This window comes from Flavobacterium sp. N2270, from assembly GCF_025947225.1.
Classification (GTDB): domain Bacteria; phylum Bacteroidota; class Bacteroidia; order Flavobacteriales; family Flavobacteriaceae; genus Flavobacterium.
In genome coordinates, this window is sequence record NZ_CP110005.1 from 2,572,058 (window position 1) to 2,588,844 (window position 16,787).

The following is a 16,787-nucleotide window of genomic DNA, read 5'->3' on the forward strand; positions in this document are numbered from 1 at the left end:
CACATAGTAATCAATTTTCAACTACCACAAAAAATGATGTGTATTTTTCGAATATTGGTATTCAAGTAATGCGATTTATAGCTTTTTCTTATACTTACCATTATTTCAATTGGTTCTCAAAAACATCAATTATTCAATGGCATCATACATCAAGGCTAAAACTAATAATAATTATAATTCTATGGATTACATCTATAATTCTATATTTTTATAATTACAACCTTGGCTTAAAATGGTTATATATACTAAGTATGGCGCACGTATTTTTAGAATTCCCTCTAAATTTCATTTCTATACTGAAACTAAAAACTATATTTAAGAACAATTGTTAAATTTTTCTTCATAAAAGAGATTTGAACTTTATTTTTAGATTAATCCTTATATTTAGCAGAAATTTTAAGCAACTAAATATGAAATTTTACAAAATCCTGCTCTTACTTTGTTTTAGTATTGGTTTACAAGCACAAGATTATTTTCCAAAAAATGATGGTGTAAAACAAAGTTTTAAGAATTATACCGCAATTACAAATGCTACGATTTATGTTTCTTCAACAAATAAAATAGAGAAAGCAACTTTATTAATTAAGGAAAATAAAATTGTTGATGTGGGTACAAATGTTAGTATTCCAAAAAATACAGCAATAATTGATGCAACCGGAAAAACAATATATCCTTCATTTATTGATCTATTTAGTGAATTTGGAATTCAAAAACCAAATCAAAGACCAAGTGGAAACTTTACTCCACAATACGATTCTTCAAGAGAAGGCTATTATTGGAACGATCATGTAAAACCAGAGTACAATGCCTTTGAAAATACAAACTACGATTCAAAAACTGCTGAAACATTAAGAAATGTAGGTTTTGGAACCGTTTTAAGTCATCATAACGATGGAATTATTGCAGGTACAGGATTTCTTTGGACTCTTAACGATAATTTAGATAATGCAACTCGTATTTTAAACACTAAAGTTTCTCAACATTTTACGTTTAAACGCAGTAAGTATACAAGACAATCTTATCCATCTTCATTAATGGGTGGAATGGCATTAATAAGACAAGTATATCATGATGCTGATTGGTATAGCAAAGGACTTTCTACTACTAAAGATTTGTCGTTAGAAAGTTTTAATGCTAATAAAAATTTAGTTCAAATTTTTGAAGCCAATGATAAACTTTCAAGTTTAAGAGTTGCTAAAATTGGTAAAGAATTTGGAATAAACTATCTTATTAAAGGTAGTGGAAATGAATTCGAACGAATTGAAGAAATTAAAAAAACAGGCGCAACTTATATAATTCCATTAGATTTTCCAGATGCTTATGATGTTTCTGATCCATACTTAGCCCAACAAGTAAGTGTTAGTGACATGAAATTTTGGAACCAAGCACCATTCAACTTAAAAGTATTAGCAGATAACAACATTAATTTTGTTTTAACTGCTTCAGATAATAAAAAACCAGAAGATTTTCTTTCCAACTTAAGAAAAGCTGTCTTATATGGTTTTCCAAAAGAAAAAGCAATTGCAGCTTTAACAGAAACTCCAGCAAAACTAATTAAGCAATCCAACTTAATTGGAAGTTTAGGAAAAGGAAAACTGGCTAATTTCATTATTACTTCAAAAGATATTTTTGAAGATGATGCTACCATTCATGAAAACTGGGTACAAGGAAATCGTTCAGTTATTACTAAAATGGATACTGATGATATAAGAGGAAAATACGATTTGGTTTTCAATAATGAAACTTTCGAATTAAATATCGATGGCGAATTAGAAAAAATAAACGGAAAAATTTCTAAAGACAGTATTAACTACGGAACCAAATTATCGTTCAATGAACCTTGGTTAACAATTGTTGTTCGAACAAAAGACACTTTAAAAACAGAATATCTTCGTTTTACAGGAACAAAAATGAATAATATTTTACAAGGAAAAGTAGTTTTAGAAAACGGAAAAGAAACTGCTTGGACAGCAACTAAAAAAGAAATAGTTAAAGAAGATAAAAAAGAAGATAAAAAAGAAGACAGTGTAGTGCCAGAAATGGTTGCAATTACCTATCCAAATTTACCTTTTGGGAACACCGAGAAACCAAAACAACAAACTATTTTAGTAAAAAACACTACAGTTTGGACAGGTGAAAAAGAAGGTCATTTAACCAAAACAGATGTTTTAATTGAAAACGGAAAAATTGCTAAAATCGGAAAGAATCTTTCTGCTAAAAACGCACTTGAAATTGATGGAACAAACAAACATTTAACTGCCGGAATTATTGACGAACATTCACACATTGCCATTTCTAACGGAGTTAATGAAGGTGGCCAAAATTCATCAGCTGAAGTTACTATTGAAGATGTTGTAAATTCAGATGATATTAATATATATAGAAATCTTTCTGGTGGAGTTACTTCTGCAAATTTATTACATGGTTCAGCAAACCCTATTGGTGGTCGTGCAGCATTCATCAAATTAAAATGGGGTTATGCACCAGATGAAATGATTATGAAAGATGCTCCAAAATACATCAAATTTGCTCTTGGAGAAAACGTAAAACAATCCAATTGGGGAGATTATGCAAGAAATCGTTTTCCTCAATCACGTATGGGAGTTGAGCAAGTGTATGAGGATTACTTCACAAGAGCTTTAGAATACGAAAGAGAATGGAAAGAATACAAATCAAAAAAGGGTAAAAACAAAGTTATGCCTCGTTTTGATATTGAAATGGAAGTTTTAGGAGAAATTTTAAATAAGAAAAGGTTTATTACTTGTCACTCTTATGTTCAATCTGAAATTAACATGTTGATGAAAGTTGCTGATAAGTACGGATTCAAAATTCAAACATTCACTCATATTTTAGAAGGTTATAAACTAGCAGATAAAATGGCAGAACACGGTGTTGCCGGTTCTACATTTGCAGATTGGTGGGCCTATAAATTTGAAGTAAATGATGCCATTCCATATAATGCTGCCCTAATGAACAGTCAAGGGGTTTTGGTTTCTATCAATTCAGACGATGCTGAAATGTCAAGAAGGTTAAATCAAGAAGCCGCTAAAGCTGTAAAATATGGAGATGTTTCTGAAGAAACCGCATGGAACTTTGTAACTCTAAATCCAGCTAAAATTTTACAAGTTGATGATAAAGTTGGAAGTATTAAAGTAGGTAAACACGCTGATGTGGTATTATGGACAGACAATCCACTTTCAATTTACGCTAAAGCTGAGAAGACAATTATTGAAGGAGCAATATTTTATGATTTGAATAAAGAACAAGAAAATTTAAACACCATTCAAAAAGAAAGAAGCGAATTAATTAATGCCATGTTAGAAGCCAAAAATAAAGGTTTAAAAACACAAGCACCTGTTAAAAAAGAAATCAAACATTACCATTGTGATACAATGGAAGAGTACAAATAAAATTGCTTTTTTAACAAAAAAAAAAATTTAAAATGAAAAAATATATTCTTTTATTATTAATGAGTTGCTTGGCTTTTGCCCAACAAACTCCTGCTTCAAAGCAAACTAAAAGCATTCTTATTATGGGCGGAAAAGCACATTTAGGGAATGGTGAAGTAATTGAAAACAGTTTAATTTCTATAATTGATGGAAAAATTGGAGCAATTGGCGATGCCAGAGTGATGAAACCAATGAAGCATGATGTAATTATAGATGCTTCAGGAAAACATATCTATCCGGGCTTTATTGCACCAAATGCAACTTTAGGTTTAGTTGAAATTGATGCTGTAAGAGCATCCGACGATGAAAGTGAAATGGGTGAATTTAATCCTCATATTAGAAGCTTAATTGCCTATAACACTGAATCAATTTTAGTTGAAACAATGCGTCCAAATGGGGTTTTATTAGCTCAAATCACTCCAAGAGGCGGAAGGATTTCAGGAACTTCTTCTGTAGTTCAATTAGACGCTTGGAATTGGGAAGATGCTGTTATTAAAAAAGATGGCGGTATTCATTTATATTGGCCAAGAAGTTATTCAAGATCAGGTTGGTGGGCAGAACCAGGAAATATTGAGCCTAACAAAAAGTACGATGACCAACTTAAAGAAGTACAAGAGTTTTACGATAACGCATCTGCTTATTTAAAGTCAAGTAATTCTAAAAGAGATATTCCTTATGAAGCAATGAAAGGTATTATTTCAGGAGAAAAAACACTTTTCGTTCATGCAAACGGAGAAAAAGAAATTATTGATGCTGTTTTGTTTAAAATAAAGAATAACATTAAAAACATGACCATCGTTGGTGGTTATTATGCTTTTAAAGTAGCCGATTTATTAAAAGAAAATAATATTTCTGTGCTATTAAGACGTGTACACGACTTACCTGTTTTAGAAGACGAAGATGTTAACTTACCTTATAAAAATGCTAAACTTTTAGTTGAAAAAGGTATTTTAGTTGGTTTAGAAAACTCTGGTGATATGGAGCGCATGCAAGCTCGTAACCTTCCTTTTTATGCTGGTACTTGTGCTGCTTGGGGATTATCTAAAGAAGAAGCGTTGAAATTAATTACTTTAAATACGGCTAAAATACTAGGAATCGATGCAAATTATGGTTCATTAGAAAGTGGTAAAAGTGCAACACTATTTATTTCAAATGGCGATGCTTTAGACATGCGAACAAATACAATAACAAAAGCTTTTATAGACGGTAGAGAAATAAGTTTAGAAAGCCATCAAACTGAACTTTACGAACGATACAAAGGAAAATACGAAAACGAAAAATCAAATAAATAATTACAAGAAGCCTTTTCAAATTGAAAAGGCTTTTTTTTTGTAGTTTTGCATCAAATAAATACGTTTCATGAAACAAATTACTTCTGCTCAAAATCCTTTTATTAAATCGCTTGTACAACTTCAAGAAAAAGCTAAAATTCGTAAACAAACGGGGACTTTTCTAATTGAAGGAAAACGAGAAATTGAATTGGCTTTAAAGGGAAATTATGAATTAGAAACTGTTTTATTTTTACCCGAAATCATTTCTGAAAAAGAATTAAACAATATTGTCGCTTCGAGCGCAGTCGATAAAATTGAAATCTCAAAAGACGTTTACCAAAAATTAGCTTATAGAGATTCAACCGAAGGAATAATTGCAGTTGCAAAGAGTAAATCTTTACAATTATCTGATTTAGAATTAAAAGAGAATCCCTTAATTTTAGTTTTAGAAAGCATTGAAAAACCAGGAAACATTGGTGCAATGCTTCGTACAGCTGATGCTGCAAAAATCGATGCAGTTATTATTGCCAATCCAAAAAGTGATATTTACAATCCAAATAATATCCGCTCTAGCGTAGGCTGTGTATTTACCAATCAAATTGCAGTTTGCACCACAGATGAAGCAATTGCGTTTTTAAAAGAAAAAAACATTTCTATTTACAGTGCAACTCTTCAAAATTCCAACGAATACCATAAAGAATCTTATACTTCCGCAACAGCATTAGTTGTTGGAACAGAAGCAACTGGTGTTTCGCAAACTTTTAGAGATAACAGCACACAAAATATCATCATTCCAATGCAAGGTGAAATCGATTCTATGAATGTTTCCGTTGCTGCAGCAATCTTATTATTCGAAGCAAAAAGACAAAGAGGATTTTAACATTACTAACTTATGGATATTAAAAATTTAATATTAGGCATATTGCTTTTAGTCTTTGGAATAATCCTGTTAGTTTATGATAACAATAAAAAAGACAGAATAGGAATGCTAAAGACTATTTATCTTAATTTAAATATTACTAGAATAGGAATGATTATCATTGGTTTATATGTAATTTTTAGAGAAATGAATAAGTTACTTTTTTTAATTCTAATTATATTTTTAAATTCTTGTTCTAATTTAAAAATACAAACCGATAAAAAACTAGAAGAAATAGATTTAGATAAAAATATTATTCTGAATATAAAAAACTATAAAAATCAATATGGTTCAGAGTCTATTGTATTAATCTCATTCAAAAATAAAATAGCTTCCACGAATAACACCTATTATATAACTCGAATTTCTAACTTATCTACTATTTACCAAAACTATCTTTCATACTACTCGTTAATTGATGATGTTCCAGTTATAATCTCATCAAAAAAAGATAGGCTTATTGGTTACAAAAACTATCCTGACAACTTTATAAATTTAATTTCCAAAAATCTAAATAATGATTTGCTTTTAAACTCAATTAAAAAAAGCAAAATAACTGAAAATCATTGGGAAATTGAGCTAAAAAACAACCTAATATCTGAACATTCAAAAGTTTGGAAAATACATAAAAACAATATCAATAAAAACCCTTCAGAAAGAAATGTTTTAGTTGAAAATAGTAAATTTAACTTTTTTCAAAATTATAAAGTTATAAATGGTGGTATTGATGAAAGAACTACAAATGAATTAATTCATAATTAAACTTTCTATTGCACATTCCATATCTTTATCCTAATTTTAAGCTATTAAAGACCTACTATGACCGAGATAGAAATTGAAGCAGAAAACAAGGCAATTGCCCAAGAATATAAAGAGTTACTTCGCATTAGTTATCAAACACTTAGCGATAAAGACAAAAAACTAATTCGTAAGGCTTTTGATGTAGCTGTAGATGCTCATAAGGATCAGCGCAGAAAATCTGGAGAAGCTTATATATTTCACCCTATAGCTGTAGCAAAAATTGTTGCAAGAGATATTGGTCTTGGGGCAACTTCTATTGCTGCTGCTTTAATGCACGATGTGGTAGAAGATACTGATATTACTGTGGAAGACATTGAAAAAATGTTCAACCCAAGTATTGCAAAAATTGTAGAAGGTTTAACCAAAATTGCAAAAGTAAAAACCGACCAAGATGTAAGTATTCAAGCGGAAAATTTTAGAAAAATGCTGCTTACCTTACATGATGATGTTCGTGTAATTTTAATAAAAATTGCCGATAGATTACACAACATGCAAACTATGGAAAGCATGGTCGATTATAAGCAAGCTAAAATTGCTTCAGAAACATTATACATTTATGCGCCACTCGCCCATCGTTTAGGCTTATATAATATTAAAACACAATTAGAAGATTTAGGTTTAAAGTATACCGAACCTGAAGTTTTTAAAGATATTGTAAGTAAAATAAAAGAAACCAAAGAAGAACAAGACGAATATATAAAAGCTATTTCTGAAATTATAGGTGACTCTTTAAAAGCAGAAGGTGTTGAATTCACAATTAAAGGCAGACCAAAATCAATTTATTCCATCAGAAGAAAAATGCGTGTTCAAGGCGTAACTTTTGATGAAGTTTATGACAAATTTGCGCTACGTATTGTTTACAAATCAACTCCAAATGATGAAAAATTCTTAGCCTGGAAAATATACTCAGTTGTAACTGATCATTATCGACCAAGTCCAAGTAGATTGCGTGATTGGATTTCTTCACCAAAATCTTCAGGTTATGAAGCACTTCATATTACTGTAATGGGACCAAAAGGGCGTTGGGTTGAAATTCAAGTTCGTAGTGAACGAATGAACGAAATTGCCGAAAAAGGATATGCTGCACATTACAAATATAAAAATGCAGACACTGAAGAACATGGTTTAGAAATTTGGTTGAACCAATTGAAAGAAGCGCTAGAAAATCAATCTTCAAATGCTGTAGATTTTGTTGAAGACTTCAAATTAAATTTATACGCCAAAGAAATTTATGTATTTACTCCGAAAGGAGATATCAAATCACTTCCTAAAGGAGCAACAAGTTTAGATTTTGCTTTTAGTATACACTCCGAAATTGGAATTCATACAAGAGGAACAAAAGTCAATGGAAAATTAGTTCCTTTAAATCATGTTTTAAATAGTGGAGATCAGGTTGAAATTATTACTTCGGCAGTTCAAAAACCTACAATTCATTGGTTAGAATACGTTACAACTTCAAGAGCCAAAACAAAAATTAAAAACGTATTAAACGAAAATACTAAGAAAATTGCCGAAGACGGAAAAGAATTATTAACACGAAAGCTTCGTCATTTAAAAATATCTTTAAATGAAAATACAATTAATGAATTAGTTGTGTTTTTTAAACTTCAAACCAGTTTAGATTTATTTTACCGCATTGGAATTGGAGCTATAGAAAATCAACAATTAAAAGATTTTGTTGCACAAAAGAATAATACTTTAGTCAACTTTTTCAAAAAACCATTCAGCAGAACTCCATCTGTTAAGCCTGAACAAATTAATAAATATGATGAAAATAAAAAATATGACTTAATTGTTTTTGGAGCCGAACAATCAAAACTAGATTATAAGTTAGCAACTTGTTGTAATCCAATATCTGGTGATGAAGTTTTTGGTTTTCTTACCATTAATGAAGGAATTAAAGTACATAAAAAAGATTGTCCAAATGCTATAAGTTTACAGTCAAATTACGCATACAGAATCATGCAAGCAAAATGGATAGATTCTAGTCAGGAAAATTTTAGAGCTGTTTTAAAAATCACTGGAATGGACACTATGGGTTTAACCAACGAACTCACAAAAGTCATTTCTAATCAAATGCATGTAAATATTCAAAATATTTCATTAAGTGGTGATGCAGGTATATTTAACGGACAAATTACTGTAATTGTTCAAAACAATACCATTCTTAAAAAACTGATTGACAACATTAAAAAAGTTGATGGAATTGATAAAATAACAAGAGTTTATAACGCTTAAAATATAACTGTAATATTATAGTATTGAAAAGTATGTTGAAAAAAAATTAAACTAACTTCTACTAACGCTTAACTTTACTTATCTTTGCAACTTATTAGGTTCACTAAATGGAAAATAACAAAAATCAAGAAATTGTAAAGAACGTATTTACGAAGTATTTGGAAGATAAAGCACATCGTAAAACACCCGAACGATATGCAATTCTTCAAGAAATATACAATACAAAAGAACATTTTGATATTGAATCTTTATATATTAAAATGAAGAACAAAAACTATCGTGTAAGTAGAGCAACCCTTTACAACACTATTGAACTTCTTTTAGAATGTGGTTTAGTTAGGCGTCATCAATTTGGACAAAATCAAGCACATTATGAAAAATGCTATTTTGACAAACAACATGATCATATTATAATTACAGATACTAATGAAGTAATTGAATTTTGCGACCCTAGAATTCACCAAATAAAACAAACTATGGAAGAAATGTTTGGGATAGATATTCATACACATTCTCTTTATTTTTACGCAACAAAAAAACAACAATAAACTACTCAATAACAACACAAAACAACTAAAAAAATGACTGTAGACTTACTACTAGGGTTACAATGGGGTGACGAAGGAAAAGGAAAAATTGTAGATGTATTAACCTCAAAATATGACATTATTGCTCGTTTTCAAGGTGGACCAAATGCAGGACACACTTTAGAATTTGACGGAATTAAACATGTTTTAAGAACTATTCCTTCTGGAATTTTTCACAAAAACGCAAAAAACGTTATTGGAAATGGTGTAGTTATTGACCCAGTTGTATTTCAGAAAGAACTTGAAGGCTTAGAAAAATTCAATATGGATGTTACTTCTAAACTTTTAATTTCTAGAAAAGCACATTTAATTTTACCAACTCATCGTTTGCTTGATGCAGCATCTGAAGCTTCAAAAGGAAAAGCAAAAATTGGTTCTACATTAAAAGGTATTGGGCCAACTTATATGGATAAAACAGGTAGAAATGGTTTACGTGTTGGAGATACTGAACTAGCAGATTTTAAGGAAAGATATAGAGCTTTAGCTGACAAGCATGAATCTATGATTGCTTTTTACAATGTAGATTTACAATACAATCTACAAGAAATGGAAGATGAGTTTTTTACGTCTATTGAAGTACTAAAAAAATTAACTTTCATTGATAGTGAAGAATACTTAAATCAAGCTTTAAAAGCGGGTAAATCTATCTTAGCTGAAGGAGCTCAAGGTTCTCTTTTAGATGTTGATTTTGGAACATATCCATTCGTAACTTCATCAACAACTACTGCAGCTGGTGCTTGTACAGGTTTAGGAATAGCGCCAAATAAAGTAAAAGACGTTTACGGAATTTTCAAAGCATATACTACTCGTGTAGGAAGTGGTCCTTTTCCCACTGAATTATTCAATGAAGAAGGAATAACAATGGCTAAAGTAGGTAACGAATTTGGAGCTGTAACAGGTCGCCCAAGACGTTGCGGATGGTTAGATTTAGTTGCACTTAAATATGCGGTTCAAGTAAATGGTGTAACACAATTGTACATGATGAAAGGAGATGTTCTTTCTGGTTTTGATACTTTAGATATTTGTACAGGTTATAAATACAAGGGAGAAATTATTAATCATTTACCCTATAATATTGAACCAGAAAATGTTGAGCCAATTTTTACAACAATGAAAGGTTGGAAAGCAGATTTAACAGGAATGACAACGTATAATGAATTACCTGACGAATTAAAAGAATATATCGCTTTTATTGAAAAAGAAGTAGAAGTACCTATAAAAGTAATTTCTGTAGGTCCAGATAGAAAACAAACAATTACAAAATAATATTTTAAAACGTCTCTTTAACCAGAGACGTTTTTTTATGATAAAAATTTCTTAATAATAAAGGCCTTATCGAGTTTTTACTTAAATTTGACACAAATTATAACTATTTTGAAAAAGCACATTTTATATATAACAAGCTTGCTATTAGTAAGTTTTTCTCTTTTCTCACAAGAAAATAAAAAAATTATCATTGAACATTCCGATTTTATCGATATGAATCAGAATGAAATTCCTGGAGCAATTATATTTACAGGAAATGTAAGTGTTTTACATAATGGAGTTCAAATAAAATGCAATAAAGCCTATCATTTTAAAGATGAAGATTATATAAAAGCTTTTGGAAATGTTCAAATTAATCAAGGCGACTCTATCCATATGGACAGTCGTTATGCAGAATACAACGGTAAAACCGAATTTGCTTTTGCAACTGGTGATGTAAATCTTCGTTCACCTGAATCTACTTTAGTTACTGATACTATATTTTTTGATAAAAAAAAACAAGTCGCTTTTTATAACAGCTATGGAACTATTAAAAATAAAGAAAATACATTAAAAAGTAAATCGGGTAAATATTTTCTTTCAGAAAAGAAATACAAATTTACATCAGCAGTTACCGTAACAAACCCTGAAAGTACAATAAAAACAAATCATTTAGATTTTTATGAGAACTCTGGTCATGCTTATGTTTTTGGACCCTCAACCATAACTAGTAAGGATAATGTTATTTATACCGAAAATGGTTTTTATGATACTAAAACCGGAATTGGAAAACTAAAAAAAGGTTCAAAAATTACGTATAGTAATAAAATTATTGAAGGTGATGATTTATTTTATGATAGAGAAAAAAATTATTCACGAGGAATTAATAATGTTAAAATTACTGATACTATAAATAATTTAGTAGCAAAAGGGCATTATGCAGAAATGTACAGAAATCCTTTAACACGTAAAGACTCAATTATACTAACAAAAAGAGCCGTTGTAATTACCAAAGTTGAAAAAGATTCACTTTATATGCACGGTAAAAAAATACAAGTTACTGGTCCTCCAGAAAACAGAATTATCAAAGCATTCAATAATGTTCGTTTTTATAAATCAGATATGAGTGGAAAATGTGATTCTCTGCATTCAAGCAATAAAACAGCATTAACTCAATTAATTGGAAAACCTATTATTTGGAATTTTGACAATCAAATGACTGGAGATATTATACACCTAATAGGTAATAATGAATCTGAAAAACTAGATTCTTTAAAAGTGCTTAATAATGCGTTTATTATTCAAAAAGACACTCTAAGTAAAAATGGCTTCAACCAAATTAAAGGACAAAATTTATATGGTAAATTTATTGACAACAACCTTAATGAAGTAGATATTATTAAAAATGCAGAAGTTATTTATTACATGTATAATGATAATAATGAGTTAATTGGCATCAATAAAGGCGTTTGTAGTAAAATTAACTTAATACTAAACGAAAATAAAATTGAAACCATTACATTTTTTAAAAAACCAGAATCAGAAATTTATCCCGAATCTGAGTTTCCTGAAAATGCAAGAAAACTAAGAGGATTTAATTGGCGAGGCGACGAACGAATAAAATCTAAAGATGATATTTTTCCTGATGAAGAGAATATCATACATGAGAAAATTCTAATTGAAAGCAAGAAAAAAGAATTAGAAGTAGATGTACCAATGGGGGTTTTAAAGGAAACACTTGATTTCGATAAAAACAATCCAAAAAAAGAGTAAGATATTTTCAGAATTCTAAATTACTTAAACCTATTACATCAAAATAATAAAATGTTATCCGATTTTTTCAAATACCAAGCTCAAACTACAGAACATCCACTTGCTATGGAAGTTTCACACGCAAAAGGTTCATACATATACAATACAGCCGGAAAAGAATATTTAGACTTTGTTGCTGGCGTTTCTGCAAATACTTTAGGACATCAACCTAAAAGAGTTAACGATGCCATAAAAACACAGTTAGACAAATATTCACATGTTATGGTTTATGGTGAATATGCACAAAATCCAGCAACTGAACTTTGTAAATTATTAGCACAAAACCTACCTTCTACTCTATCAAAAACATACTTAACTAATTCTGGTACAGAAGCAATTGAAGGTGCATTAAAATTGGCTAGAAGAGTTACAGGCAGAAGTCAGTTAATTTCGTGTCATAATGCTTATCATGGAAACACAATGGGAAGCATGAGTGTTATGGGGTTTGAAGAACGTAAACAAATATTTAGACCGCTAATTCCAGATGTAGATTTTATTACTTTTAACAACGAAGCTGATTTAGAAAAAATTACCTCTAAAACCGCTGGTGTACTTTTAGAAACCATTCAAGGCGGTGCAGGATTTATTCAACCTGAAAATAATTTTCTCAAAAAAGTAAAACAACGTTGCGAAGAAGTAGGTGCTATTATGATTTTAGATGAAATTCAACCTGGATTTGGTCGTACTGGAAAATTATTCGGATTTGAAAACTATGATGTTGTTCCAGACGTTGTGGTTATGGGAAAAGGAATGGGAGGAGGAATGCCAGTAGGCGCTTTTACAGCTTCTGCTGAAATGATGGATTTATTGAGTCATGATCCAAAATTAGGTCACATTACTACATTTGGTGGTCATCCTGTAATTGCAGCTGCTTGTTTAGCAACTTTGCAAGAACTAACCGAAACAAATTTAATAGCTGAAACACTAGAAAAAGAAGCTTTATTTAGAAAAACCTTAGTTCACCCACTAATTAAAGAAATAAGAGGAAAAGGATTAATGCTCGCTGCTATGACAGAAAGTCCGGATTTAGCAACAGAAGTTATTTTAAAATGCCAAGAAAAAGGGCTTATTTTATTTTGGTTACTCTTTGAAGGCTGCGCTATTCGTATTACTCCACCCTTAACAATTTCAAATGAAGAAATTATAAAAGGTTGTGGCATTATTCTTGAAGCATTAAATGAGATAGAGAACAATAATAATTAATATTAAAAATTGTTAATTAAATTGTTTAAAACAATTCGCACAAGAAATGATTGCCCCACTATTTTTCCTTAATTTTAAATATAGGAGAAACCTTAAAAAGAGAAGCTATGAGAATGAGTCACGATGAAGAAGAAAATAACTTTTCCTTATCTAAATTTGAATCAATGTTAAAAACAAATAAAGTTTTTTTCTTTGATTCTGAGGAGTTTGAAGAAATCATTCTCCACTATATGGATACAGGACGAATGAACTTAGCCAAAAAAGCTTTAAAATTAGGTTTGGAACAACATCCAAAATCTACAGGGTTAAAATTGGTACAAGTAGAAACTTTAATTTACGAAGACAAACTTGATATTGCAGAAAAACTCTTAAATGAATTATATGCAATTGAACCACATAATGAGGAAATATACATCCAAAAAGCAAATATTTACTCTAAAAGAGATCAACATGAAGAAGCAATTGAAACTTTAAAAATTGCTTTAAAATATACTGATGATGCTGCTGATGTTTATTCTATGATAGGAATGGAATATCTTTTTAACGACGAACTTGAAAAAGCAAAAGAATTTTTTATTCGTTGTTTAAGCGAAGATACAGAAGATTATTCTGCACTTTACAATGTAGTTTATTGCTTTGATTTTCTAGACCAAAACGGAGAAGCTATTATTTATTTAAATAGTTTCATCGACAAAAATCCATACAGCGAAGTAGCTTGGCATCAACTAGGACGCCAATATTATGCGGTAAAGAATTTTGAAAAAGCAGTTTGGGCTTTCGATTACGCAACATTAATTGATGAAACTTTTTTAGGTGCTTATTTAGAAAAAGCAAAAGCATTAGAAAAGCTAAAAAAATATGAAGAAGCAATTGCTTGTTATGCAATTACTATGGAGTTAGACGATGCTACTTCTTTTGTTTTCTTACGCGTAGGTAAATGTTATGAAAAAATTGACAATATTGAATTCGCACTTCAATACTATTTAAAAACAGTTCATGAAGATCCTTTATTAGATAAAGGCTGGATTGCTATTACCGACTTTTACATTCGTCAAAAAAACTATCAAAAAGCGCTATACTACGTAAATAAAGCAATTGGAATTGATGGAGAAAACAATATGTATTGGAAAAGATTTGGAGCAATTAATCAGGCTTTAAATTTACATGAAGAAGCAGAACTTGGCTATAGAAAAGCATTTGAAACTGGCGACATTAATTTAGACACATTTGTTCTTTGGTCTGATACTCTTCAGTTTTTAGGCGAGTACGATTCTGCTATTGAAATTTTATTACAATCATCAGAATTATTCCCAGATAATTATGAAATTGAATACCGATTAGCAGGTTTAAATTACATGGTAAAACAAGTTAAAAAAGGTAATTTCCATTTAAATAATGCATTACGATTGAATTTCGCAAATCACACTTTTTTTAAAGAGAATTTTCCAACAATTTGGGAAAAAAAATCAGTTCAAAATCAAATTATAAAATATAGAGAATAAGTAAGCTTATTTTCAATTCATTATTCATGAGAAAAATTTTTCCCGATTATTTAATCATTACACTAAAAGGAATTGCAATGGGGGCTGCTGATGTAGTTCCGGGTGTTTCTGGAGGTACAATAGCATTTATTTCTGGCATTTATCAAGAATTAATTGATAGCATTAATGGAATTAATCTTTCATTATTAAAAACTTTAAAAAAAGAAGGAATAAAAGCAACTTGGAAGCAAGCAAATGCTTCATTTTTAATAGCTTTAGTAGTTGGAATAGGAATAAGCATATTAACTTTTTCTAAAATAATTACACATTTATTAGAAACACAGCCCATAATGGTTTGGTCTTTCTTTTTTGGATTAATAATTGCAAGTGTTTTACTCATTTGGAAACAAATTACAAGTTTAAAACCTGTTTCAATTCTCGCGTTAATAATTGGTATTATTTTAGCTTATTTCATCACAATTATAAAACCAGTAAGTAGCCCTGAAAGTTATACTTATCTATTCCTTTCAGGATTTATTGCGATAATTGCAATGATTTTACCTGGAATTTCTGGAGCTTTTATTTTATTACTAATGGGGTCTTATGAAACTGTTATTGGTACTATAAATCAATTTAGAGAAGGCTTAACCCAAATGAATACAGAATTAATTTCAACTTCATTAATGAAGCTTGGCGCTTTTGCTATTGGGGCAATAATTGGCTTAAAAACTTTTTCTAAAATACTGCATTGGATGTTTGACCATCATAAAAATACAACTTTAGCAATGCTAATAGGCTTTATGATAGGCTCTCTTAATAAAGTTTGGCCTTGGAAAGAAGTCTTAGAAACACGTATAAATAGTCATGGAAAAACTGTTCCTTTTTTAGAAAAAAGTATCTTACCACAAAATTTTGAAGGTGATGCTCAAGTTATTTTAGCAATTATTTTAGCAACATTTGGTTTTTTAGTAATTTACGGAATGGAAAAAGTTGCAGCACATTTAGAAAAAAAATAATACAATGAAAAAGAAGAAACTGAAAAAACAATATAAATATGGTCTTATAGGTCGTAATATCGATTATTCATTTTCAAAAAATTATTTCACAGAAAAATTTTCATTGTTTCATTTTGACAATTGTGAATACTTAAATTTTGATATTAATACAATAGAGCAATTTACAAAAATCACAAAACACACTAAAGGATTAAAAGGCCTAAATATTACTATTCCATATAAAGAAGCAATAATTCCTTATTTAGATAAAGTTTCTAAAAACGCTAAAAAAATTGGAGCAGTAAATACCATTACAGTTTCAAAAAAAGGCAAATTAAAAGGCTATAATACCGATTATTTTGGGTTCAAAAAATCATTAAAACCTCTATTAAAAGACAACCACAAAAAAGCACTTATTTTAGGAACTGGTGGCGCAAGTAAAGGTGTTGCTTTTGCTTTACAAAAACTTAAAATAGAATATGATTTTGTTTCAAGAAATCCTAATGAATTTCAAATATCATATAATGAATTAAACCAAGATTTTTTTGATGAATATCAAATCATTATTAACACTACTCCACTTGGTACTTTTCCAAATATTGATGAATGTCCGCCTTTAGATTATAGTTTATTCACTAAGAAACATATTGCTTTTGATTTAGTTTACAATCCAGAAGAAACTACCTTTTTAAGAAAAGCTGCTGAAAATAAAGCAACAGTTAAAAACGGATATGAAATGTTAGTATTTCAAGCTGAAAAAGCATGGATTATTTGGAACAAATAGTT

Annotated in this window: 12 protein-coding genes; all 12 read left to right on the plus strand. The window is 29.8% G+C overall.

From position 1 onward, the window contains the following. The first annotated feature begins 410 nt into the window (after nt 1-410). The 12 genes from OLM55_RS12150 to OLM55_RS12205 all read left to right on the plus strand — a co-directional run bounded on the left by OLM55_RS12150 (nt 411) and on the right by OLM55_RS12205 (nt 16,785). A complete protein-coding gene (locus tag OLM55_RS12150; RefSeq protein WP_264559169.1) occupies nt 411-3,410 on the plus strand; it encodes an amidohydrolase family protein in 3,000 nt (999 codons plus the stop codon). Nucleotides 3,411-3,442: 32 nt separating this feature from the next. Then, nucleotides 3,443-4,741 carry an amidohydrolase family protein gene (locus OLM55_RS12155; RefSeq protein ID WP_264559170.1) on the plus strand — a complete coding sequence of 433 codons (1,299 nt, stop codon included), beginning with the start codon at nt 3,443-3,445 and terminating at the stop codon, nt 4,739-4,741. 67 nt (nt 4,742-4,808) lie between these two features. Further along, the gene (locus OLM55_RS12160) at nt 4,809-5,600 is read left to right on the plus strand and encodes a TrmH family RNA methyltransferase (RefSeq protein ID WP_264559171.1); all 792 of its coding nucleotides are present in this window, start codon (nt 4,809-4,811) and stop codon (nt 5,598-5,600) included. Nucleotides 5,601-5,612: 12 nt separating this feature from the next. Continuing rightward, nucleotides 5,613-6,401, plus strand: a complete 789-nt coding sequence (locus tag OLM55_RS12165; RefSeq protein WP_264559172.1) for a hypothetical protein — start codon at nt 5,613-5,615, stop codon at nt 6,399-6,401. A 57-nt stretch (nt 6,402-6,458) separates the two neighbouring features. Beyond that, on the plus strand, nt 6,459-8,678 hold the full coding sequence (locus OLM55_RS12170) for a RelA/SpoT family protein (protein WP_264559173.1): 2,220 nt from the start codon (nt 6,459-6,461) through the stop codon (nt 8,676-8,678). Nucleotides 8,679-8,785: 107 nt separating this feature from the next. Then, a complete protein-coding gene (locus OLM55_RS12175) occupies nt 8,786-9,226 on the plus strand; it encodes a Fur family transcriptional regulator (protein ID WP_264559174.1) in 441 nt (146 codons plus the stop codon). Between the two features lie 33 nt (nt 9,227-9,259). Then, the gene (locus OLM55_RS12180) at nt 9,260-10,531 is read left to right on the plus strand and encodes an adenylosuccinate synthase (protein WP_264559175.1); all 1,272 of its coding nucleotides are present in this window, start codon (nt 9,260-9,262) and stop codon (nt 10,529-10,531) included. Between the two features lie 108 nt (nt 10,532-10,639). Continuing rightward, nucleotides 10,640-12,283 (plus strand): OstA-like protein, encoded by a 1,644-nt coding sequence (locus OLM55_RS12185; protein ID WP_264559176.1) that lies wholly within the window; start codon nt 10,640-10,642, stop codon nt 12,281-12,283. Nucleotides 12,284-12,334: 51 nt separating this feature from the next. Further along, the gene (locus tag OLM55_RS12190) at nt 12,335-13,525 is read left to right on the plus strand and encodes an aspartate aminotransferase family protein (protein ID WP_264559177.1); all 1,191 of its coding nucleotides are present in this window, start codon (nt 12,335-12,337) and stop codon (nt 13,523-13,525) included. Between the two features lie 107 nt (nt 13,526-13,632). Continuing rightward, on the plus strand, nt 13,633-15,027 hold the full coding sequence (locus OLM55_RS12195; RefSeq protein ID WP_264559178.1) for a tetratricopeptide repeat protein: 1,395 nt from the start codon (nt 13,633-13,635) through the stop codon (nt 15,025-15,027). Between the two features lie 26 nt (nt 15,028-15,053). After that, on the plus strand, nt 15,054-16,022 hold the full coding sequence (locus tag OLM55_RS12200; RefSeq protein ID WP_264559179.1) for a DUF368 domain-containing protein: 969 nt from the start codon (nt 15,054-15,056) through the stop codon (nt 16,020-16,022). Between the two features lie 4 nt (nt 16,023-16,026). After that, nucleotides 16,027-16,785, plus strand: coding sequence for a shikimate dehydrogenase family protein (locus OLM55_RS12205; RefSeq protein WP_264559180.1), 759 nt, complete (start codon nt 16,027-16,029; stop codon nt 16,783-16,785). The last annotated feature ends 2 nt before the right edge of the window (nt 16,786-16,787 follow it).

Bases quoted from the DNA above. Each gene is read 5' to 3' on its own strand.
- OLM55_RS12195 (WP_264559178.1), top strand. From the start codon at position 13,633: ATGAGAATGAGTCACGATGAAGAAGAAAATAACTTTTCCTTATCTAAA.
- OLM55_RS12190 (WP_264559177.1), top strand. From the start codon at position 12,335: ATGTTATCCGATTTTTTCAAATACCAAGCTCAAACTACAGAACATCCA.
- OLM55_RS12160 (WP_264559171.1), top strand. From the start codon at position 4,809: ATGAAACAAATTACTTCTGCTCAAAATCCTTTTATTAAATCGCTTGTA.
- OLM55_RS12170 (WP_264559173.1), top strand. From the start codon at position 6,459: ATGACCGAGATAGAAATTGAAGCAGAAAACAAGGCAATTGCCCAAGAA.
- OLM55_RS12155 (WP_264559170.1), top strand. From the start codon at position 3,443: ATGAAAAAATATATTCTTTTATTATTAATGAGTTGCTTGGCTTTTGCC.
- OLM55_RS12205 (WP_264559180.1), top strand. From the start codon at position 16,027: ATGAAAAAGAAGAAACTGAAAAAACAATATAAATATGGTCTTATAGGT.
- OLM55_RS12180 (WP_264559175.1), top strand. From the start codon at position 9,260: ATGACTGTAGACTTACTACTAGGGTTACAATGGGGTGACGAAGGAAAA.
- OLM55_RS12150 (WP_264559169.1), top strand. From the start codon at position 411: ATGAAATTTTACAAAATCCTGCTCTTACTTTGTTTTAGTATTGGTTTA.
- OLM55_RS12200 (WP_264559179.1), top strand. From the start codon at position 15,054: ATGAGAAAAATTTTTCCCGATTATTTAATCATTACACTAAAAGGAATT.
- OLM55_RS12165 (WP_264559172.1), top strand. From the start codon at position 5,613: ATGGATATTAAAAATTTAATATTAGGCATATTGCTTTTAGTCTTTGGA.
- OLM55_RS12175 (WP_264559174.1), top strand. From the start codon at position 8,786: ATGGAAAATAACAAAAATCAAGAAATTGTAAAGAACGTATTTACGAAG.